This is a genomic window from Pseudomonas sp. 32_A (assembly GCF_017490905.1).
Lineage (GTDB): Bacteria > Pseudomonadota > Gammaproteobacteria > Pseudomonadales > Pseudomonadaceae > Aquipseudomonas > Aquipseudomonas inefficax.
In genome coordinates this window covers 28,393-48,847 of record NZ_JAFGYI010000016.1, presented here as the reverse complement: position 1 = coordinate 48,847, position 20,455 = coordinate 28,393, and the positions used below count along the sequence as shown (strand labels likewise).

Annotated in this window: 16 protein-coding genes; 6 read left to right on the top strand and 10 right to left on the bottom strand. The window is 61.8% G+C overall.

The window, feature by feature from the left end:
- Positions 1–49 precede the first annotated feature (49 nt).
- Positions 50–1,522 carry a betaine-aldehyde dehydrogenase gene (gene betB, locus J5M58_RS12145; RefSeq protein ID WP_133975992.1) on the bottom strand — a complete coding sequence of 491 codons (1,473 nt, stop codon included), beginning with the start codon at positions 1,520–1,522 and terminating at the stop codon, positions 50–52.
- A 39-nt stretch (positions 1,523–1,561) separates the two neighbouring features.
- Positions 1,562–2,218 (bottom strand): transcriptional regulator BetI, encoded by a 657-nt coding sequence (gene betI, locus J5M58_RS12140; RefSeq protein ID WP_112249611.1) that lies wholly within the window; start codon positions 2,216–2,218, stop codon positions 1,562–1,564.
- A 534-nt stretch (positions 2,219–2,752) separates the two neighbouring features.
- Between betI and J5M58_RS12135 the strand changes: the two genes are divergently transcribed.
- Together J5M58_RS12135 and J5M58_RS12130 are read left to right on the top strand one after the other, a co-directional pair.
- Positions 2,753–4,699, top strand: coding sequence for a BCCT family transporter (locus tag J5M58_RS12135; protein ID WP_252378435.1), 1,947 nt, complete (start codon positions 2,753–2,755; stop codon positions 4,697–4,699).
- Between the two features lie 118 nt (positions 4,700–4,817).
- Positions 4,818–9,440, top strand: coding sequence for a DUF6543 domain-containing protein (locus tag J5M58_RS12130; RefSeq protein ID WP_243432319.1), 4,623 nt, complete (start codon positions 4,818–4,820; stop codon positions 9,438–9,440).
- Here J5M58_RS12130 and J5M58_RS12125 read toward each other — a convergent pair.
- The 4 genes from J5M58_RS12125 to gpmI all read right to left on the bottom strand — a co-directional run bounded on the left by J5M58_RS12125 (position 9,424) and on the right by gpmI (position 14,599).
- Entirely contained in the window at positions 9,424–10,212 is a 789-nt protein-coding gene (locus tag J5M58_RS12125; RefSeq protein WP_207878227.1) for a divergent polysaccharide deacetylase family protein, read from the bottom strand. The two genes, J5M58_RS12130 and J5M58_RS12125, sit on opposite strands and share 17 nt — an antisense overlap.
- 8 nt (positions 10,213–10,220) lie before the next feature.
- Positions 10,221–11,537 (bottom strand): S41 family peptidase, encoded by a 1,317-nt coding sequence (locus tag J5M58_RS12120; RefSeq protein WP_112249605.1) that lies wholly within the window; start codon positions 11,535–11,537, stop codon positions 10,221–10,223.
- A 78-nt stretch (positions 11,538–11,615) separates the two neighbouring features.
- Positions 11,616–12,920, bottom strand: a complete 1,305-nt coding sequence (locus tag J5M58_RS12115) for a murein hydrolase activator EnvC (protein ID WP_112249603.1) — start codon at positions 12,918–12,920, stop codon at positions 11,616–11,618.
- A gap of 143 nt (positions 12,921–13,063) precedes the next feature.
- Positions 13,064–14,599, bottom strand: a complete 1,536-nt coding sequence (gene gpmI, locus J5M58_RS12110; RefSeq protein ID WP_112249601.1) for a 2,3-bisphosphoglycerate-independent phosphoglycerate mutase — start codon at positions 14,597–14,599, stop codon at positions 13,064–13,066.
- A 206-nt stretch (positions 14,600–14,805) separates the two neighbouring features.
- Here gpmI and J5M58_RS12105 point away from each other — a divergent pair, with 206 nt between their 5' ends.
- Genes J5M58_RS12105 through secB form a run of 3 tightly spaced genes read left to right on the top strand, consistent with a single transcriptional unit; the run spans position 14,806 to position 16,000 of the window.
- Positions 14,806–15,219, top strand: a complete 414-nt coding sequence (locus tag J5M58_RS12105; RefSeq protein WP_112249599.1) for a rhodanese-like domain-containing protein — start codon at positions 14,806–14,808, stop codon at positions 15,217–15,219.
- A 1-nt stretch (position 15,220) separates the two neighbouring features.
- Positions 15,221–15,475: a glutaredoxin 3 gene (gene grxC / locus J5M58_RS12100; protein WP_003249204.1), complete on the top strand. Its 255-nt coding sequence runs from the start codon at positions 15,221–15,223 to the stop codon at positions 15,473–15,475.
- A 39-nt stretch (positions 15,476–15,514) separates the two neighbouring features.
- Positions 15,515–16,000: a protein-export chaperone SecB gene (secB, locus tag J5M58_RS12095; protein ID WP_013974581.1), complete on the top strand. Its 486-nt coding sequence runs from the start codon at positions 15,515–15,517 to the stop codon at positions 15,998–16,000.
- Between the two features lie 162 nt (positions 16,001–16,162).
- Here secB and trmL read toward each other — a convergent pair whose 3' ends face one another.
- Positions 16,163–16,624 (bottom strand): tRNA (uridine(34)/cytosine(34)/5-carboxymethylaminomethyluridine(34)-2'-O)-methyltransferase TrmL, encoded by a 462-nt coding sequence (gene trmL / locus J5M58_RS12090; protein WP_112249597.1) that lies wholly within the window; start codon positions 16,622–16,624, stop codon positions 16,163–16,165.
- Here trmL and J5M58_RS12085 point away from each other — a divergent pair.
- The gene (locus J5M58_RS12085) at positions 16,623–17,060 is read left to right on the top strand and encodes a hypothetical protein (protein WP_112249594.1); all 438 of its coding nucleotides are present in this window, start codon (positions 16,623–16,625) and stop codon (positions 17,058–17,060) included. The two genes, trmL and J5M58_RS12085, sit on opposite strands and share 2 nt — an antisense overlap.
- 382 nt (positions 17,061–17,442) lie before the next feature.
- On the opposite strand, the gene ntrC is transcribed toward J5M58_RS12085, so the two are convergent.
- The 3 genes from ntrC to J5M58_RS12070 all read right to left on the bottom strand — a co-directional run bounded on the left by ntrC (position 17,443) and on the right by J5M58_RS12070 (position 20,391).
- Positions 17,443–18,879, bottom strand: a complete 1,437-nt coding sequence (ntrC, locus tag J5M58_RS12080; protein WP_046613491.1) for a nitrogen regulation protein NR(I) — start codon at positions 18,877–18,879, stop codon at positions 17,443–17,445.
- A complete protein-coding gene (glnL, locus tag J5M58_RS12075) occupies positions 18,876–19,961 on the bottom strand; it encodes a nitrogen regulation protein NR(II) (RefSeq protein WP_025340937.1) in 1,086 nt (361 codons plus the stop codon). The genes ntrC and glnL overlap by 4 nt, the downstream gene beginning before the upstream one ends.
- 265 nt (positions 19,962–20,226) lie before the next feature.
- Entirely contained in the window at positions 20,227–20,391 is a 165-nt protein-coding gene (locus J5M58_RS12070; protein ID WP_243432318.1) for a hypothetical protein, read from the bottom strand.
- Positions 20,392–20,455: the final 64 nt, after the last annotated feature.

Genomic DNA, 20,455 nt, shown 5'->3' with positions numbered 1-20,455 from the left:
GGGAGCGGGAACGCCCGTGCGCAGCGGCACGGGCGTGGCTAGACAGGGTTTAGAAAACCGAGTTGTAGCCGCCCAGCTCGACCTGGACCGACTTGATGCGAGTGTATTGAGCCAGCGAGCTGATGCCGTTCTCACGGCCGACGCCCGACTGCTTGTAGCCACCGACCGGCATTTCGGCCGGCGATTCGCCCCAGGCGTTGATCCAGCAGATACCGGCTTCCAGCTTGTGGATGATGCGGTGGGCGCGGGTGATGTCGTTGGTGCAGACGCCGGCGGCCAGGCCGTACTCGGTGTCGTTGGCACGACGGATGACTTCTTCTTCGGTTTCGTAGGTGAGGATGCTCATCACCGGGCCGAAGATTTCTTCCTTGACGATGGTCATGTCGTCAGTGCAGTCGGTGAACACGGTCGGGGCCACGAACGCACCCTTGGCGAAATCACCGGCGGTCAGACGCTCGCCACCGCACAGTACGCGGGCACCTTCTTCCTTGCCCTTGGCGATGTAGCCAAGCACGCTTTCCATGTGCTGGAAGCTGACCAGCGGTCCGAAGTTGGTGTTTTCGTCTTCCGGGTTGCCAGCGCGGATGCGGGCAACGCGCTCGACGATCTTGGCCTCGAAGGCAGCCTTCATTTCAGCCGGGATGAACACGCGGGTGCCGTTGGTGCACACCTGGCCCGAGCTGTAGAAGTTGGCCATCATGGCGATGTCGGCGGCCTTGTCCAGGTCGGCGTCGGCGCAGATGATCAGTGGCGACTTGCCGCCCAGTTCCATGGTGACTTCCTTGAGCGACGAGCTCGAGGCGCTGGCCATGACCTTCTTGCCGGTGGTGGTACCGCCGGTGAAGGAGACTTTCTCGATGCGTGGGTGCTCGGTCAGCCAGGTGCCGACTTCGCGGCCGCTGCCGGTCAGTACGTTGAACACGCCATTAGGCAGGCCGGCTTCGGTGTAGATCTCGGCCAGTTTCAGGGTGGTCAGCGAGGTGACTTCCGACGGCTTGAAGATCATCGCGTTGCCGGCGGCCAGGGCCGGGGCGGATTTCCACAGGGCGATCTGGATCGGGTAGTTCCAGGCGCCGATACCGGCGGTCACGCCCAGCGGCTCGCGGCGGGTGTAGACGAAGGACGATTCACGCAGCGGGATCTGCTCGCCTTCGATGGCCGGAACCAGGCCAGCGTAGTACTCCAGCACATCGGCGCCGGTGACGATGTCGACGTAACGGGTTTCCGAGTACGACTTGCCGGTGTCCAGGGTTTCCAGCATGGCCAGCTCGTCGTTGCGCTCGCGCAGGATCTCGACGGCGCGGCGCAGGATGCGCGAGCGCTGCATGGCGGTCATCGCGGCCCATACTTTCTGGCCACGCTCGGCGCTTTCGACGGCCTTCTCGACGTCAGCCTCGGTGGCACGTTGCACGTGGGCGAGGACTTCGCCGGTAGCCGGGTTGATGGCCTCGAAGGTGGCATCGCTGCCAGCGTCGACGTAAGCGCCATCAATGTAGAGTTTTTGCGTTCCGAAACGGGCCATAGTGTCCTCGCAAGTGCAGTGTGTGGTTTGGCTTGCGCGTCAGGCTCCTGCCGGGTTGGCCAGGGCCGTGCGTGCTTGTTCAGCGGCCTGGTCGTTTGTACCCAGGGTGTGCTGTTTAGCCAGTTGTAGATCCATGTATTCGTAAGCAATCCGTATCGCCTGGTCGGTGTCGAATGCATCACCCGACAGGGCGCCACGCAGCCACAAGCCGTCGATCAAAGCCGCCAGGCCGCGGGCTGCCTTGCGCGCATGGTAGAGCGGCAGGGCGCGGCGGAACTGGCAGCACAGGTTGGAATACAAGCGGTGGTCGTTGATCCGCTGCAACCTGTGCAAATCGGGCTGGTGCATGCTGGAAGCCCAGAAGGCCAACCAGGTTTTCATCGCCGGGCCGTTCACCTGGCTGGCATCGAAGTTGCCCTCGATGATCACTTTCAGGTGGGCGCGCGGGCTGTCGTCCGTCAGGGCCTGGCGACGTGCTCTGACGCCTTCGTTGAGCATGTTCATGATGTAACCCATCGTCGCTGCGATCAGGCCGTTCTTGTCCCGAAAGTAGTGACTGATGATGCCGTTCGACACACCGGCCAAACGGGCAATCAGCGCAATGCTGGCGTCACCCAGTCCGACCTGATCGACCGCCAGCAACGTGGCTTCGATCAACTGCTGGCGGCGGATGGGTTGCATACCGACCTTGGGCATCTTGCTATCTCCTCAGGCCTGCGAGCAGACGACGGGCGGCTGACTCGGCGAAGGCCAGTCTATTTTGTTTTGATTGAACGTTCAATCAATAAAGAATAAGCTCTGCGACAATTTGTGCCATTGACAGTTTTTCAAGCGGTCGAGAAAGCACGGATTGACACCCCAGGAAATCGCGTAACCCCCGGAATACAAGGCGTTGACGGGCATGAGCGATGCGAAATGCAGATTCTGCCGTGCGGTCATGGACCCTGCGGCGGGCCCTTGGAGCGGGCGGGGTGATCTGTGACGAATGCGCGCACCTCGGCTGAGGTGTGGCAGTTTCAGCAGGCCACCTGTCTGTTTTTTTGCAACGTATCGATTCGGGATCACGGTTTCCAAGGGTGCTTTTATAACACCTGATGCAGTGGGGATATTCCACCAATTGCTCGGGAAAGACTGATTAGCCTCCACAGCTGCACTGCCCGGAGCATTCGTGCAATGAGTTCTGCCTCACTTACCAACCCTCCGGCCGAGAGGGTACGGGTCAACCGCGTGGTGTTCTTCACCTCCGCGCTGATGATCCTCGTTCTGACTGCCTTGCTTATCGCTGTACCCGAAACCGCCGGCCAAGTGCTGGGCGTGGCCCAAAAATGGCTGACGCGCACCTTCGGCTGGTACTACATGCTGGTAATCGGCGGTTACCTGCTGTTCGTCATCTACCTGGCCTTCTCCGACTACGGCAAGCTCAAGCTTGGCGGCAAGGATGACCAGCCCGACTTCAGCTATGGCGCCTGGGCCGGCATGCTGTTCTCCTCTGGTATCGGCATTTCGCTGCTTTACTTCGGCGCCTCCGAGCCGCTGGACCACTACTACAACCCACCGGAAGGCGCCTCTGCCAGCCTCGATGCAGCGCGACAGGGCCTGCAGCTGACCTTCCTGCACTGGGGCCTGCATGGCTGGGCGATCTACGCCCTGGTCGGCCTTGCCGTGGGTTACTTCGCCTACCGCCACAACCAGCCGCTGGCCCTGCGTTCGGCGCTGTACCCGCTGGTCGGTGAGCGTTGGGTCAAGGGCGCTGCCGGCAATGCCGTGGACATCTTCGGCATGTTCGTCACCCTGCTGGGCCTGGTGACCAACCTGGGCATCGGTTCGATGCAGGTGGCCTCCGGCCTGGAATACCTGTTCGGCATGGACCACAGCAAGACCAACCTGCTGGTGGTGATCCTGGTCATGGCCGGCGTTGCCACCGTGGCTGCGGTCTCGGGTGTGGAAAACGGCATCCGCCGCCTGTCCAACCTGAACATCGTGCTGTTCAGCGGCCTGCTGATCTTCGTCCTGCTGGGCGGTGAAACCCTGCACCTGCTCAACGGCTTCGTGCAGAACATCGGCGACTACCTCAACGGCATCGTGCTGAAAACCTTCGACCTCTACGTCTATGAAGGCGAAACCGGCAAGTCCGAGCGCTGGCTGGGCCTGTGGACCGTGTTCTACTGGGCCTGGTGGATCTCCTGGGGTCCGTTCGTCGGCATGTTCATTGCCCGTATCTCCAAGGGCCGCACCGTGCGCCAACTGGTCAGTGGCGTGTTGCTGATCCCACTGGGCTTTACCCTGGCCTGGCTGTCGATCTTCGGCAACACCGCGCTGGACCTGGTGATCAACCAGGGCGCCGTGGAGCTGGGCAAGACCGCCCTGGAGCAGCCGTCGATGTCGATCTACCAGCTGCTGGAGTACTTCCCGGCGGCCAAGATCGTGATCGGTGTAGCGGTGTTCGTCGGCTTCGTGCTGTTCCTCACCCCGGCCGACTCCGGCGCGGTGATGATGGCCAACCTGTCGTGCAAAGGCGGCAAGGTAGACGAAGACGCCCCGCACTGGATGGTGGTGTTCTGGTCGGTGGTCATCACCCTGGTCACCATCGGTTTGCTGTTTGCCGGTAACTTCGAGGCCATGCAGACCATGGTGGTGCTTGCGGGCCTGCCGTTCTCGGTGGTGCTGGTGCTGTTCATGTTCGGCCTGTACAAGGCCATGAAGCAGGATGTGGTGGTCGAGCAAGAGCGTGCCGAGCTGGCCGCCCGCGGTCGTCGCGGCTTCAGTGAGCGCTTGACCCAGCTGGAACTGCAGCCGACCCAGGCCGTGGTGCAGCGTTTCATGGACAAACAAGTCAGCCCCGCGCTGAAGGAAGCGGCCGCTCAGCTGCAGACCCTGGGCTTCGAGGTGGAAACCCGTGTCGGCCAGTCGCGCAACATGATGGGCCTGCGGGTGATGATGGAAGAGGGCAACCCGTTCGTTTATGAAGTGAGCCTGGACGGCTATCTGGCCGCCCCTAGCGAAGCGCCGGTGGAGGGCGAGCCGGAAGTGCGCCAGCGCTTCTACCGCGCCGAGGTGTACCTGCACGATGGTAGCCAGGAGTACGACCTGATGGGCTTTGCTCCGGACCAGATTGTGCGCGATGTGCTGGATCAGTTCGAGAGCCACCGCCAGTTGCTGGGGCGTGTTTACAGCTGATCAGCTATATCCAAAGGGCCTTGCCAAATGCAAGGCCTTTTTTTTGCCCAAGCATTATGTAACCCGCGCGGTTGATACAGCCAAGGCACCTTTCTGGTTTTGCCAAGAGGTGCTTTACATGAAACATCCCGCCTTCGACTTCCAGTACGCAGCCGCCAGGCATTTCTCCGACCGTCCGACGTTACGTCAAGTGGCGAGTCGCCAGTTACTGGAGGTCTTGCTGGCTGAGCTGCCGTGGCTTGCCTATGTGACCCCAGCGCTGTCGGATGCCGACCCGTTGATGCTTGATAGCCCAGACCCTGCCACGCCTTATTGGACCACACAGTCTTTGCTCGACAGGGTGCTCGAAGCCCTGCGTGGTCCTGGCGAGCTGGATCTGGAGCCAATCGGCGAGCGTCATTACAATCTGGGCTTGACGGCAGACTACCGCTTCGCCGGCTCCGACAGCGAATTTGCCACGCGGCAACTGGCCGGTTTGTCGGCCCCGCTCAATGAACTGCTTGAACAGTTGCCGCAACGGTTCTGTGAAGCGCAGCTGGACTACTGGCGGGCCAAGGGTAGCGCTGGCGTTAGCCGGGACAGCTGGTTGCAATTGCTGCTGCGCACCGCCCTGTTGCGCGGGCTACCGTTGCAAGGTCTGGACAAAGAGGAGCAGGCTTGCTTGCGCGGCTTGATCAGCGGTGGCAAGGATCAGCCCCTGGTGTTTGTTGTGCAAGCCAAGTTGGAAAGTGGGTCGCTGCATTTTCAGGAGAAGCTCAGCAGCCTGCTGGTGCTGGGGGAGTCCGATGCCCGTCAGATGGTGTTGTGGTGCGCCCCGTCGGGCATTGTCCGTAGTTTTGCCTCGTTATCAGCGTTCGGCGAAGGCTTGCGCGACGAATTGGCCCAGCGCTACAGCTTCGACAGTCTCAGCTGGGCCCGCTGCAGTGTTGAGGGCAACGTGTTTGCCCAACAGGTATCGCTGCTTCTCGACGGCATGTTCGAACGCTTTGAGCTGTTACGTCACGAAAATTTTGCCGATATCGACGAGCTTGAGCGGTGCTACGCCCGGTTGAGCGATCCAGCCGCCTGGTTCCTCCGTTATGAGGACGAGACGGCAGCAGTTGTACCACCTCCGGGAATTACGGCCAGTGCGCCGCAGGACAGTTTTGCATGGTGTGCTGCTTTGCTGCAGTTGGCGCTGCACCACATGGATGCCGATGGCGTGTCAGCGCTGGATGGCATCCAGCCATTAACGGAGTACGCCAGCCAAAAGTTGAGTGAGCGGATCGCCGAGGACCATGGCGATGACACCTCTCCCGATGACCTGATGCTGGACTTATACCGCGCCAACGGGGTACCGGGCGGGGCGGCGACAGGTGCAGGTGGTGGTGAGCCCTTGGTGTTTGTTGGCAGCAAGACCCTGACACAGTTCGCCATCGGCAACCTTGCTTCGCTCAAGGGGGCTTTCATCAAACAGATTCGTCGCCAGGACGGCAAAGCAAGCCCGGCCTGGCTGACTGCAAAGGCCGCTGCACAGCTGGTGACTGAACTCGATATCGGAGGCCAGTATCCGACCTACGTGGCTGCTCGGCTGAACGATACTAACGGGCGGGCCGAGCGTGTGATGCGCTTTGGCAAGGAATGGCGAAGCGCATTACTGGCGAGCGCCCTGGCTGGGAAGCTGGACGAAAAGGTGTCCGAAACCGGTTTGCAGTGCGTGGTTGATTTCTGCGCGGGCCATGTGGACCCACAGACGCCTAGAATGACCATTTTCCCCCTGGCATTCAGGCGCAGTAGCACCTCTACGCACAAAGACGCGGTACGTGGCATGTATGTCCTGTTCTGTGCCGAGCCGCGTAGGGTGTTGTTGTACCGGCCGTTGTATCGGCAGGACACCGTTCGCGAGTATGCGAGCCTCGCCGCATTGCTTGAACACGTGCAAGAGTCGTCGTTGCTGCAAGCCAGCATCCTCGACTGGATGGAGCCAGACGCCAGGAGCATCTACCAGCAAGGTGGCTTCACCGAGCCGCATATTGTCAGCCTGGGCATCGACCCGTATGCGTTGCCCGAGCGCCCTGCCCCGGCGGTGCTCGACATCAAGCTCTGGCACAACGACCTCGACGAACGTTTGTACAAGGCCAATGCTGATTTGCTGATCGAGCTGGCAGACCTGCAATCCGTTTCCACTGCCGAAAGCCGCTGGGCGCTCCTGACTGAGGGGGCCTGGCTGTTGTTCGATGTAGCGACCTTGGCGGTGCGCGGCCCGGTTGCTACAGCAGCCTGGCTCTTGCAGCTGCTAACGTCGTTGCAGCATGACCTGATGGCGCTGGAGCAGGGCAGCGATTTCGACCGGCCAGCTGCCATTGCCGATCTGTTGCTGAACCTTTCGATGGTATTGCTGCACGCCCATCAACCGAATCTTGAAGTATCTCCCGAGGCCTTGCCTGGTACCTTGAGCTTTGAAGGCTCCCGAGCGCAGACAGGGGCGTTCGGCGAAGTGGCTGTCAAACCCGTCGAGCAGGCACTCATCCCCTTGGTCGGCCAGGCGATAGACTTTTCGTGGCGCGGCCAGCACGGCTTCAACTGGTTGCCGCCGGCACAGCGCAAGCAGTTGCAAGCCATGCGCTCGAAGGTGTCGATCAATGGTTTGCAGCCCCTGCCTGAGGGTGTGAACGCGGGGTTGTATCGCATCGATGGCAACTACTATGCCGCCATGTCGGGTGACGTCTACCGCGTGGAGGTTTTATCGCAGGGTGTTCGGGTAGTTGATGGCACAGGCGCACCAGGGCCATGGCTTACCTTCATCAATGAAGTCTGGCGCATCGATAACGGGTTACGCCTTGCCGGGGGCGCCCCGGGCGGCGCAGCTCGGACTGCCGCACGGTTCAACGCCATACATACGCAAATTGCGCGCCTGGACACTGAAATCGCAAACGTCAGGTTGAACGTGGCAAGCGCAGGCTCTGATGTTGTCGCCGCTGGGCGCGAGCTTGAAACCGTACAGCGCTTGCGCAGTGGCTTGCAGTCGCAGATCGGTTCGGCACCGGCGACCGAGGAACTGTCGGGTTTGCAATCGCTGGCGCTCAAGTATGACGAAAAAATCGCCACGCTAAAGACTCGTATCGTGCAAGCGCGGGAACTGGTGGCGACTTCACTGGAAGAAGCCGTTCGCAAAGGTCAGGATCGGCTAGAGCTGTTATCGGCCATGGCAGAAGCCAAATATGCGACCCAGCGCAGGAGCGGTGACTGGGACCCGGTGCTTGAAGAGCATCAGACCACGAGCCGAGTCGAGCTGATTCGCGACAGCCAGTTCGTTTATAAAGAGTTCTGGATCCTTGCCGACTACCCTCAGCTGAGCGTGCTGCAAAGTAACGTTGATGGTAAGCCCTTGGCAGAAGTTGGTGAACAATACGCCGCGCTTCGCGATCGTTTGGCGATCGTTGCCGATTACCAGGATCGCATGCTCGCCATGGGCATCGTACTGGATGACTTGCTGGCCAGTTCGCCGGATGATCTGGTCATATCCTCGGTCATTCCCGAGCACCAGAGAACAGTGGGGCAGTTGATCCGTGAACGCAGATTCACCACGATCCAGCTGCGTTTCCACCAGGTTCAAAACCTCGCGGACCTGGCGTTGCACCTGGACGCAGCTTCTGGCCAGCAGACGGTTGCTGCCTATCGGGAAGAACTGGTCGGGCTGTCCCTGCGCAGTGCGGCTGATGCGCACGGTGAGCTGGACATGGCCAATCTTTCGGCAGAAGACCAGGTGGTGATCCTGCAGGAGGCATGGGATGAGTACTCTGCTGCACTACTCAACAGTGCTCGAATCCTGCGTGATGGCGGCGAGCTGATAGAGCCTGCCATGCTTGAGCGGTACCGTCAGCATGTCGAGCAATTGAAGCATGATGCGGGACAGCGCCTGGTCGCCGCGCTGCAGCAGCCAGCCGTTGATGCGGTGGGCAAACGTGTACCGTATCTGGTTTCCACCGAGCAACAGCGGGTGGTGCGCAACCGCGAGGGCCAGCTGATGATCGGCACGCAGGTCGAGATCGACGGCCAGCCTGTCGTCGAGGTGCGCGAAGCGTTCAGTGAGGAGGTGCTGGCGACTTTTGACCTGGTGGAGGGCCAGTGGGTGCAGCGTGTCAGCAAGCACCCATCCTTGACCGAAGATAGCGCGCCGAGTGACTTGCCGATGTGGGTCCAGGCTTTGCTGGATGATAGTAACACTGTGCGAGCCAAGGCCAGTGACTATGTCGAGAACGATATCAAAGGCACCTTGCTTGCCCAGTTGTTTGACCAGCAGCTGGAGAGACTGGACAAGGCGGTTGATGTGGTGCGCGATGCCGGAGGAAACGATGCGCTGATAAGAAGCCTTGAGCGTGACGCCGATACCCTACGCCACGAGAAGAGGCTGCAACTGACAACACTGTATACCGATACCAAATATCCTTCGGCTGAAGCGTTGCGCTTCCTGCATGGCGAAGGTTTGATCCGGGTCGAATACACCGCAAGGCAGACCATGCAGGATGGTAGCGTCTTTGATGAATACCGTATTGTGCGCCTGCCAAGCAAACGCAACCTCTGGGCTGCGCATTTTCATTTGCCTACACATGATGCCAACGCTGAGGACTTTACCGTGGGCCATCTCAAGACCTGGAGCCAGCGTCGGCTAAGTAGCCGCCTGGCTGCCATTGCGGGTCAGCGGTTGCATCGCGGCAAACTGACCCTTGAGCAGGCCAGAGGCATCATTCCGTTCCGCTGACCTGGCCAGCTGGGGCAATTGCACGGTGCCTGCGATGCGCAGGCATCGTCTGGTTGCCACGTTCGGCAATCATCTGCTCCAGGCTGATCAGTTCGATGCCCTGGCTTTTCAGCCGGGGCAGCTCGCGCGCCAGTACCGCCAGTGTCTGCGGATACGGGTGGCCGATAAGCACTGCCGAGCCCTGCCTGCGGGCAAGGACGATACCCTGGAGCAATTGATGTTCGATTGCCTCGAGCGACCGCTCATTATCCAGAAATACATCGCGTGATACATGGGCCAGGCCCGTCTTCTGTGCGTGCGCCGCCGCCACGGTAGCGGCACTGGTGCGACTGTCTACGAAAAACAGGTGACGACGTTGCAGTTCGGCCATCAACCAGGCCATCGCCTCGTCCTGGGCAGTCATGCGGCTACCCATGTGGTTATTGATGCCAACAGCGCACGGGACTTTGCTCAACGCCATGTCCAACCGCTTGGCCAGCGTTTCAATCGGCACACCTGGGTGCCAGGCATAGGGCCCGGTGGCCGGGTCCATGGGCATGTGCAGGATCACCGTCTTGCCAGCCTTGTGTGCCTGACGGGCAAAGTCTGTGGCATGTGGGGTGTCAGGCATGATCGCCATGGTCACCGGGCCGGGCAGGGCCAGGGTACGGCTGTCGCGCTCGCTGCTCTGGCCCAGGTCGTCGATGATGATGCTCATGTAGGCCTTGCCGGCCGGCGCCGCTTGCGCGGCACTGGCCATCAGACCAAACAGCAGACACAACAGAAAACGCATGGGCTGGATCATTCGCCCTTGGTGATGTTCAGGCCCTTGAGCAGGCTCAGGGCCTGGCTCAGCTGGAAGTCGTCATCCTGCGGGCGCTCCTTGCGCTTGCCGCTGCCGGTCGGGCGGTCGGCGCCGCCGTTGCCATTGCCCAGGTGGCCCTGCAGGTCAGCTTCCTTGAAGTTGTCGGTGTCGGCTTCGGCAGTGAGCTTGGCTGGGCGCACTTCGATGTCGGGAACGATGCCCTGGGCCTGGATCGAGCGGCCGTTGGGGGTGAAGTACAGTGCGGTGGTGAGCTTCAGCGCACGGTCGTTGGCCAGTGGCAACACGGTCTGCACCGAGCCTTTGCCGAAGCTGTCGGTGCCCATCAGCACGGCGCGTTTCTGGTCTTGCAGGGCGCCGGCGACAATTTCCGACGCCGAGGCGCTGCCGCCGTTGATCAGCACCACCAGTGGCACGCCGTCGCTGGCGTCGGCCGGGTCGGCCGAGAAGCGCAGCTCGGAGTTGGCAATGCGGCCCTTGGTGTAGACGATCAGGCCCTTGGTCAGGAAGTGGTCGGCCACTTCCACCGCCGACTGCAGCACGCCACCCGGGTTGTTGCGCAGGTCCAGTACCACGCCGCGCAGCTTCTTCCCGTTGTCCTTGCGCAGCTTGGCCAGGGCCTTGCCCACTTCGTCGCCGGTCTTGACCTGGAACTGAGTGATGCGGATGTAGCCGTAGTCGTTCTCCAGCAACTGGCTCTTCACGCTCTTGACCTGGATGACCGCGCGGGCCAGGGTCACGTCGAAGGGGGTGCCGCCGTCGCGCACAAGGGTCAGGGTGATTTTCTCGCCGACCTTGCCGCGCATCTTGTCGACCGCTTCGGTCATGGTCTGGCCGCGGGTCGGGGCGCCGTTGATCTTGACGATCAGGTCGCCGGCCTGCACGCCAGCACGCGAGGCCGGGGTGTCATCGATCGGCGAGACCACCTTGATGAAGCCGTCTTCCTGGCCCACTTCGATGCCCAGCCCGCCGAACTCGCCGCTGGTGCTTTCCTGCAGCTCCTGGAAGTCCTCGGGGCCGAGGTAGGCCGAGTGCGGGTCGAGGTTGCTGAGCATGCCCTTGATGGCATTTTCCAGCAGGGTCTTGTCGTCCACCGGCTCTACATAGGCCGCCTTGATGCGGTCCATTACCTCGGCGAAGGTGCGCAGCTCTTCAAGCGGCAGCGGTGCCTTGGCGGTCACCTCGGTGGCCGGTACTGCGGCCGGCTTGGCCGGCTCTGCGGCAGTGACCAGGGGCGCGCCGACCGCCAGGGCGATGGACAGGGCCAGCTGGGTGAGACGAGGCGAGTGCAGCATGTCGAACGAACTCCTGATCCTGTAAGCGCTCCCTGGGGAGCGTCGGCGCAGCCCAAGGGCTACGCCGTAGAAATTTGACTAGCCCCGGCACCACTGCGAAGGATCGGTAGGCCGACCTTGTTGGCGGATGGCGAAGTACAAGCCGGCAGCGTCCTGGCCGCCGCTGTCGCCAACGGTGGAAATGGCCTCGCCGGCCTTGACGATATCACCGGCGCTCTTGAGCAGGCTCTGGTTATGGCCGTACAGGCTCAGGTAACCGTTACCATGGTCGAGAATGACCAGAAGCCCGGCACCGCGCAACCAGTCGGCGAACACTACGCGCCCGCCATGCACGGCTCGTACCTGGGTGCCCGGGTTGGCGCTGATCATCACCCCGTCCCACTTGGCACGGGCATCGCTGCCGCGGGCATCACCGAAACGTGCCAGCAATCGACCATTGACCGGCCATGGAAGTTTTCCCCGTGCGGCAGAAAATGCGCCGCCGTAGCTCGCGCCATCGCTGGAAACCATCGGACCCAGGGTGGTGCGGGCCTTTTTCGGTGGCTCCACCGGTTCGCCGGCCTGTTCGCGGGCGGCAGCGGCGGCCAAGGCTTCCTGCTGACGGCGTTTTTCCGCTTCCTGCTGGGCCAGCAAGGCCTTCTTGCGCGCTTCTTCGGCCTCGCGGGCCTGGCGGGCGAGGGTTTCTTCGATGGTCTTTAGTACTTTGGAAAGGTCGGCTTGATCCTGCTGGCGCGATTGCAGCTTCTGGTCGCGGTCCTTCATGTCGCTATTGAGCCTGGCCAGTACCTGCTGGCGCTTGCCTCGCTCGGTTTCCAGGGCCTGGCGGCGGGTGTCCAGGTCGGCGCGCTGGGCCAGCAGCTGTTGCTGCTGGGTAGCGATTTCCTGTTCGACGTTGGCCAGTTGGCGCAGGGTCTCGTTGAAGGTGCGCAGTTGCTCCAGGCGCGCCTTGCTCAGATAGTCGTAGTAAGTGAGGGTTCGGGCGAACTTCTCGGGGTTCTGCTGGTTGAGCAGAAGCTTGAGGTATTCCTCGCGGCCGTTCTGGTAGGCCGAACGAGCCTGGATGGCGATCAGTCGCTGTTGTTCAACGCGGGCGCTCTGGAGTTTTTTTTTCTCGGTATCAAGGCGCTCCAGCTCGCCTTCGGTCTTTTTTAGTTCTTGCTGCAGGGCCTCCACCTGCTTTTCGAGGTTGCCGATATCGGTCTCGGTGGCTTTGAGGTCCTTTTGCACACCGGCTTTTTCTTCCTGGAGCTTGCCCAGCGTCTTCTTGAGCTCGGCAATGTCCTGACGGGTGGCGTCCAGTTGCTGCTGGGTCTGCGCACGCTCATCGGCGAAGGCCGGGCTGAGCAGGCAAGACAGGGCTAGGAGAATCAGGGCGCGAAGCATGGGGTTTGGCGTACCAAGGATGGAGACTGGCCTAGTATGCCCGCGCGGGCGGGCAAAAAAAACGCCTCGCTGCGGGTGCAGAGGGGCGTTTGTCTGGAATTCATTTGTAATTGGGGCCGCAAAGCGGCCCCTATAGCTCAGAATCAGGCATCGACCAGGATGGATGTACCGGTCATTTCCACCGGCTTTTCCAACCCCAGCAGCTTCAGCATGGTCGGCGCCACATCGGCCAGCACACCGCCGTCACGCACCTTGACGTTGCGCTTGCCGACATAGATGAACGGCACCGGCTCGGTGGTGTGCGCGGTGTGCGCCTGGCCGGTGCACTCGTCTTCCATCTGCTCGACGTTGCCGTGGTCTGCGGTGATCAGCGCTTCGCCGCCGACCTTGTCCAGAGCCTCGACGATGCGCCCGACGCAACCATCCAGGGCCTCGACGGCCTTCACCGCAGCTTCGAACACGCCGGTATGGCCGACCATGTCGCCGTTGGCGTAGTTGACCACGATCACGTCATAACGCTGCTGCTCGATGGCTTCGACGATGCGGTCGGTAACTTCGGGCGCGCTCATTTCCGGCTGCAGGTCGTAGGTGGCAACCTTCGGCGACGGGATCAGGATGCGCTCTTCGCCTTCGAACGGCTCCTCGCGGCCACCCGAGAAGAAGAAGGTGACGTGTGCATACTTCTCGGTCTCGGCGATGCGCAGCTGGGTCTTGCCGTTCTTCGCCAGGTACTCGCCCAGCACGTTGTTCAGGCTGGCCGGAGCGAAGGCGGCGGGGGCCGGGATTTTCGCCGAGTACTGGGTCAGGCCAATGTAGGCGGCCAGTTTTGGCAGGCGGGCGCGGGGGAATTCATTGAAGTCGGGCTCGACGAACACGCGCGACAATTCCCGGGCGCGGTCGGCGCGGAAGTTCATGAAGATCACCGCGTCGCCGTCTTCGACCTTGACTGCTTCACCGACGCGTGTGGCCTTGACGAACTCGTCACTCTCGTCGCGAGCGTAGGCCGCTTCCAGGCCGGCCAGGGCGGTGTCGGCGGTGTATTCGGCAGCGCTGTCGACGATCAGGTTGTAGGCGGCGCTGACGCGGTCCCAGCGGTTGTCGCGGTCCATGGCATAGTAGCGGCCGATCAGGCTGGCGATGCGGCCCTTGCCCAGCTTGGCAAAGGTGGCATCGAGCAGTTCGATGGACGACTGCGCGCTGCGTGGCGGCGTGTCGCGGCCATCGAGGAAGGCATGCAGGTAGATATTCTGCGCACCGCGCTGCGCGGCAAGCTCGGCCATGGCCACCAGGTGGTCCTGGTGGCTGTGTACGCCGCCATCGGACAACAGGCCCAGGATATGCACCGCCTTGCCGGCACTGGCTGCCTTGTCCACGGCGCCGGTCAGTACCGGGTTCTCGAAGAAATCGCCGTCGCGGATGGCCTTGGTCACCCGGGTGAAATCCTGGTACACGACGCGGCCGGCGCCGAGGTTCATGTGACCGACTTCGGAGTTGCCCATCTGCCCGTCCGGCAGGCCGACATCCATGCCCGAGCCGGAAATGAGGCCATGCGGCTGGCTGGCGCGCAGGCGGTCATAGACCGGAGTGTTGGCGGCATAGATGGCGTTGTATTCGGGGCTTTCGCTGTGGCCGAAGCCATCCAGGATGATCAGGACCAGGGGTTTGGGCGTACTCGTCATCAATCAAACTCACGGTTGTTCAAAGATGATAAAGACACGCATTTTAGGGCAAATGCGCCACCGGCGGCGAATATTCGTCCTGTTCCCTGACCAGCGTGGCCAATGTGGCAACATGAAGGTACCTTTCCGGCCGGCCCGTCGGGCTTTGGTGGCAATAAGGGGCTGTGTATACTGGCCGGCATTTTCAATCGCGTGGAACACCCCAGATGGTTGCTAACCTGATTCAATTTGCGACAAACCACTACATCCTGGTGGCGATCTTCGTTGTCTTGCTGGTCGCGCTGCTGGTCAACGAAATCCGTCGCGGCGGCCAGAGCCTGAGCAACGGCCAGCTGACTGCCCTGGTCAATGCCGAGAAAGCCCTGGTCATCGACATCCGCCCGGCCAAGGAATACTCCGCCGGTCACATCGTCGGTGCGGTGAACATCCCGCAGGACAAGCTGGTCAACCGCATGAGCGAGCTGGACAAGCACAAAGACAAGACCCTGATCGTCGTCGACTCTATGGGCCAGCAGTCCGGCACCATCTGCCGCGAGCTGCTCAAGGCTGGTTACAACGCCGCCAAACTGAGCGGTGGCGTTTCCAGCTGGAAAGCCGATAACCTGCCCCTGGTGAAGTGATATGAAGCCCGTCATCGTCTATTCCAGCGACTACTGCCCCTACTGCATGCGCGCCAAGTACCTGCTCGAGAGCAAGGGCGTGGCCTTCGAGGAAATCAAGGTCGACGGCAAGCCACAGGTTCGTGCCGAGATGAGCCAGAAGGCCGGCCGTACATCGGTGCCGCAGATCTGGATCGGCAGCACCCACGTCGGTGGATGCGATGACCTTTATGCCCTGGAGCGCGCCGGCAAGCTCGATGCGCTGCTGGCGGCCTGATTTGCACTGCATTCAAAAACATTAGGATAAGGATCTGCCATGACTGACCAACAGACCAACGGCGCTGCTGCAGAAGACAACAGCCCTCAGTTCTCCATGCAGCGCATCTATGTGCGCGACCTGTCGTTCGAAGCCCCGAAAAGCCCGCAGATCTTCCGCCAGACCTGGGAGCCGAGCGTTGCCCTGGACCTGAACACCAAGCAGAAAGCCCTGGAAGGTGACTTCCACGAGGTGGTGCTGACTCTGTCGGTTACCGTCAAAAATGGTGACGAAGTGGCTTTCATCGCTGAAGTGCAGCAGGCCGGTATCTTCCTGATCAAGAACCTGGACGCGGCTTCGATGAGCCACACCCTGGGCGCGTTCTGCCCGAACATCCTGTTCCCTTACGCCCGCGAGACCTTGGACAGCCTGGTGACTCGTGGTTCGTTCCCGGCCCTGATGCTGTCGCCGGTCAACTTCGACGCCCTGTACGCGCAGGAAATGCAGCGCATGCAGGAAGCTGGCGAAGCGCCGACCGTGCAGTAATAGCTGCTGGTATCAGAAAAGCGCCTTTCGGGGCGCTTTTTTGTTGTCTGTGCCGGCCTCGTCGCGGGTAAACCCGCTCCCACAGGTGTTGCACTGGCTTTGAGTCTGTGCGGCCGCTGTGGGAGCGGGTTTATCCGCGAAGAGGCCGGCACAGGCTATAACTCAGCTCCCCGCAAACCCATTCTGCCGCCACGCCTCATACACCGTCACAGCCACGGTATTGGACAGGTTCAGGCTACGGCACCCCGGCCGCATCGGCAGGCGCAGGCGTTGTTCGGCAGGCAGGTTTTCCAGCACTTCGGTCGGCAAGCCACGGCTTTCTGGCCCGAACAGGAAGGCATCGCCCGGCTGGTACGCCACTTCGTGGAACGGGTGCGAGCCCTTGGTGGTGAAGGCGAACAGCCGTGGGTTGCCCAGGCTTTCCAGGCATCCGGCCAGGCTCTCGTGGCGCTTGAGCGTGGCATACTCGTGGTAATCCAGCCCCGCGCGCCGCAGGCGCTTGTCATCCAGTTCGAAGCTGATGGGCTCGATCAGGTGCAGGTCGCAACCGCTGTTGGCGCAGAGGCGAATGATGTTGCCGGTATTCGGCGGAATTTCTGGTTGAAAAAGGATGACGTGAAACATGCACGGCTCCAAGCGTGAAGATGACGGGCATTCTACCCCCGAACCGGACATGCGTTCGAAGGCGTTCCCGCGGGTGATGCTGTCGCTGGCGATTGTCGGCTTGATGGTGGGGCTGATGATCGGGCGCCTGACTACGCCCGAGGAGCGCGAGTTACTGCAGGTGGAGGTAGTGCAGGACGGCCTGGAGCTGTGGTTCAACGAAGAGCCTCAGCTGCATGGCGAGAATGTGGAAGGTACGGTAGCGCTGTTGTTCCAGGCCCAAGGCAAGGCCCGGCAGGGGCAACTGAGCCTGCAGGGCAAGCCGGTGAGCTGGCGGGTGCAAAGGAGCAAGGAGGGGCTGTTGCTGACGGTGGTAGCCGCGCGCCCCCTGCGCGGCGAGTGGGCCGGTGCAGAGGACGCTGGGCGCTGGCGATTGCAGGTGAAACTGCACGAATAAAAGAGGGGATATCCCGGCCTGCCTGTACCGAGGTCCCCAAAACTGGCGATGTTGCTAATAAAAGAGGGGTTCACCCGGCCTGCCTGTACCAGGGCCCCCGAAACTTGGGATGTATTAGCTATTGCAGGGGGCGTGCCAGTTTTGAAAAGCCGCTGAATACCGGGCGTTCAGGGCGAATTGGCCGTTTTTTGAGGGGATTTGTGCCTTAGTGAGGTGCATCGGGCACAGGAACGGTGCATCGGAAGACTGAAACGTGTTCTGGCTCTTACAAACGCATTCGCGGGTAAACCCGCTCCCACAAGGGCGGCGCTAACCTTGAGGCTGGCGCTGTACCTGTGGGAGCGGGTTTACCCGCGAATGCGTTGTTGCAGGCAGTCAGGGATTAATGGTCATCACCTTCCTCATCATCCCCCCCAGCCACATTCATCCCCAGCTCCTTGATCTTGCGCGTCAGGGTATTGCGCCCCCAACCGAGCAGCAGCGCCGCATCGCGCCGACGGCCAGCAGTGTGCTTGAGCGCCGTCTCGATCATGATCCGCTCGAAGCTCGGCACTGCGCTGTCCAGCAGGCTGGTCTGCCCACGTGCCAACGCCTGGTCGGCCCATTGACGCAGGGCCTGCTCCCAGTTGGTTACCGGGGCGGCGTCCTGTGGCAGGTTCAGCAACTCGGGCGGCAAGTCGCCGATCAGCACTTCGCGGCTGGAGGCCATCACGGTGATCCAGCGGCAGGTGTTCTCCATCTGCCGTACGTTGCCCGGCCACGGCAGGTTGCGAATGAACTCCTCGGTTTCCGGCTTGAGGATCTTCGGCTCGACCGCCAGTTCCTGCGCGGCGCGGGCGAGGAAGTGGCGGGCGAGGGCGGGGATGTCTTCGCGGCGGTCGGCCAGCCGTGGTATGTGGATGCGAATCACGTTCAGGCGGTGGAACAAGTCCTCGCGGAACTTGCCGGCCTGTACCAGCGACTCCAGGTTCTGGTGGGTGGCGGCGATGATGCGCACGTCTACCTTGACTGGCACGTGCCCGCCCACGCGATAGAACTCGCCATCGGCCAGTACCCGCAGCAGGCGGGTCTGGGTGTCGGCGGGCATGTCACCGATCTCGTCGAGGAACAGGGTGCCGCCATCGGCCTGCTCGAAGCGACCCCGGCGCAGGTTGGCGGCGCCGGTAAAGGCGCCTTTCTCGTGGCCGAACAGCTCGGACTCCATCAGGTCCTTGGGGATGGCGGCCATGTTCAGGGCAATGAATGGCGACGCCGCACGCGGGCTGTGGCGGTGCAGAGCGTGGGCCACCAGTTCCTTGCCGGTACCGGACTCGCCATTGATCAGCACGGTGATGTTGGAGTGGCTGAGGCGGCCGATGGCGCGAAACACTTCCTGCATCGCCGGTGCTTCACCGATGATTTCCGGGGTGCGCGCCAGGCTCTGCGGTACATCCAGCCCTTGTTGCTCCTGGGCGTGCTGGTTGGCGCGCTTGACCAGCGAGACTGCCTCGTCCACATCGAATGGCTTGGGCAGGTACTCGAAGGCACCGCCCTGATACGACGCCACGGCGCTGTCCAGGTCGGAATGGGCGGTCATGATGATGACCGGCAGGCGCGGGTGCTGCTCTCGTATCTGTGCCAACAGGTCGAGGCCGCTGGTGCCCGGCATGCGGATATCGGAAATGATCACATCCGGTTGCTGGCGTGCCAGGCGGCCCATCACGCCATCGGCGCTGTCGAAGCTCTGGGTGGTCATGCCTTCCTGTTGCAGGGCTTTTTCCAGGACCCAGCGGATGGAGCGATCATCGTCGACGATCCATACGGTTTCACTTCGGCTCATGAGGCGGTGGCTCCTTGTTCCAGGGGCAGGTAGATCGAAAAGGCGGTGTGGCCTGCATGGCTTTCACACTCGATCAGGCCCTGGTGCTGGCTGATGATGTTCTGGGTAATGGCCAGGCCCAGCCCGGTACCGTCCGGGCGGCCGCTGACCATGGGATAGAAGAGGGTGTCCTGCAACTCCGGCGGGATGCCCGGGCCGTTGTCGATGATCTCCACCCGCGCTACCAGGCGATGGCGCACGTGGCCGATGGTGAACTGGCGCAGGGCACGGCTGCGCAGGGTGATGCGGCCCAGGCGCAATTCGTTCTGCGAACTTATCGCCTGCATGGCATTGCGCACGATGTTGAGCACGGCCTGGATCATCTGTTCGCGGTCGATCAACACATCCGGCAGGCTGGGGTCGTAGTCGCGCACCAAAGTGATGCAGCCCTGGCTTTCGGCCTCGACCAGGCTGCAGACCCGCTCCAGCACTTCGTGGATATTGGTCATGGCCAACGACGGCAGCTTGTTCGAACCGAGCATGCGGTCGACCAGGTTACGCAGGCGGTCGGCCTCCTCGATGATCACGTTGGTATAGTCGCGCAGGCCTTCTTCAGGCAGCTCGCGGGCCAGCAGCTGGGCTGCGCCGCGGATGCCGCCAAGAGGGTTCTTGATTTCGTGGGCCAGGCCACGCACCAGCATCTTGGTGGTTTCCTGCTTGCTCAGCTGGGCCTCTTCCTTGGTGATGCGCAGCAGCCTGTCACGCGGGTGCACCTCCAGCAGCAGCAGGGTCTGGCCCTGGTGCAGGATCGGCGTTACCGCGTAGTCGACGGTGATGGTCTGCCCGGTCAGCGAGGTGAGCTGCGCTTCGCGCTTGGTGAACGGGTGCGCCTGCTCGACCGCCTGGCGCAGGGAGCTGAGTGCTTCGGTCGACTCGGTGAACAGCTCGCTGATGAACTGCCCATGGCTGCGCTGGCCACTGACCGCCAGCAGCATTTCCGCGGCCGGGTTCATGTACTCCAGGCGCAGCTCGGCGTTGAGCAGCAGCGTGGCGGTGGTCAGGTTGTCCAGAAGCAGACGGTGCTGGGCATCGCTGATGGTCATAGGGCGTCGTCGACCTCTTTTGGCGCGTGTCGGGCATGGGCGCGGCCATGGTCGGGCGCGCGGTGGATCCGCTGATTCCAGTCTTTGGGCAAAAAATGCAAGAACCAAACCAAGGCTCCGAAAAGAAGCGGAATTTGCCGATAAAGCCCTGGAGACGGGACAATTCGCACCAGAATGAACTGATTAAACGGTTCACGTGATCGCTTTTGGGGTGCATTCGGGGGCGTTAGTCCACAGAATGCACCAATATGGAGCATAGGTGGTTTCAGGGTTTATCGCACAGCTGGCGGGCATTCGGCTTCTGGCGTTGAAAATGCAAGGTCTTCCGGTGAAGCACCTGTGACGTTGCCTGGCCTGGCGCGGTGCCATTGCTGGCGCAGCCGGCGAGGAGGGCGGATACGGTAATCATTGCAGGTAGAAGTTTGCGCATGGCGTGATGTCCATTGACTGAAGGGACGCCTACCCTGCGTGCTGAGGGGGCGGCGAAATGTCAG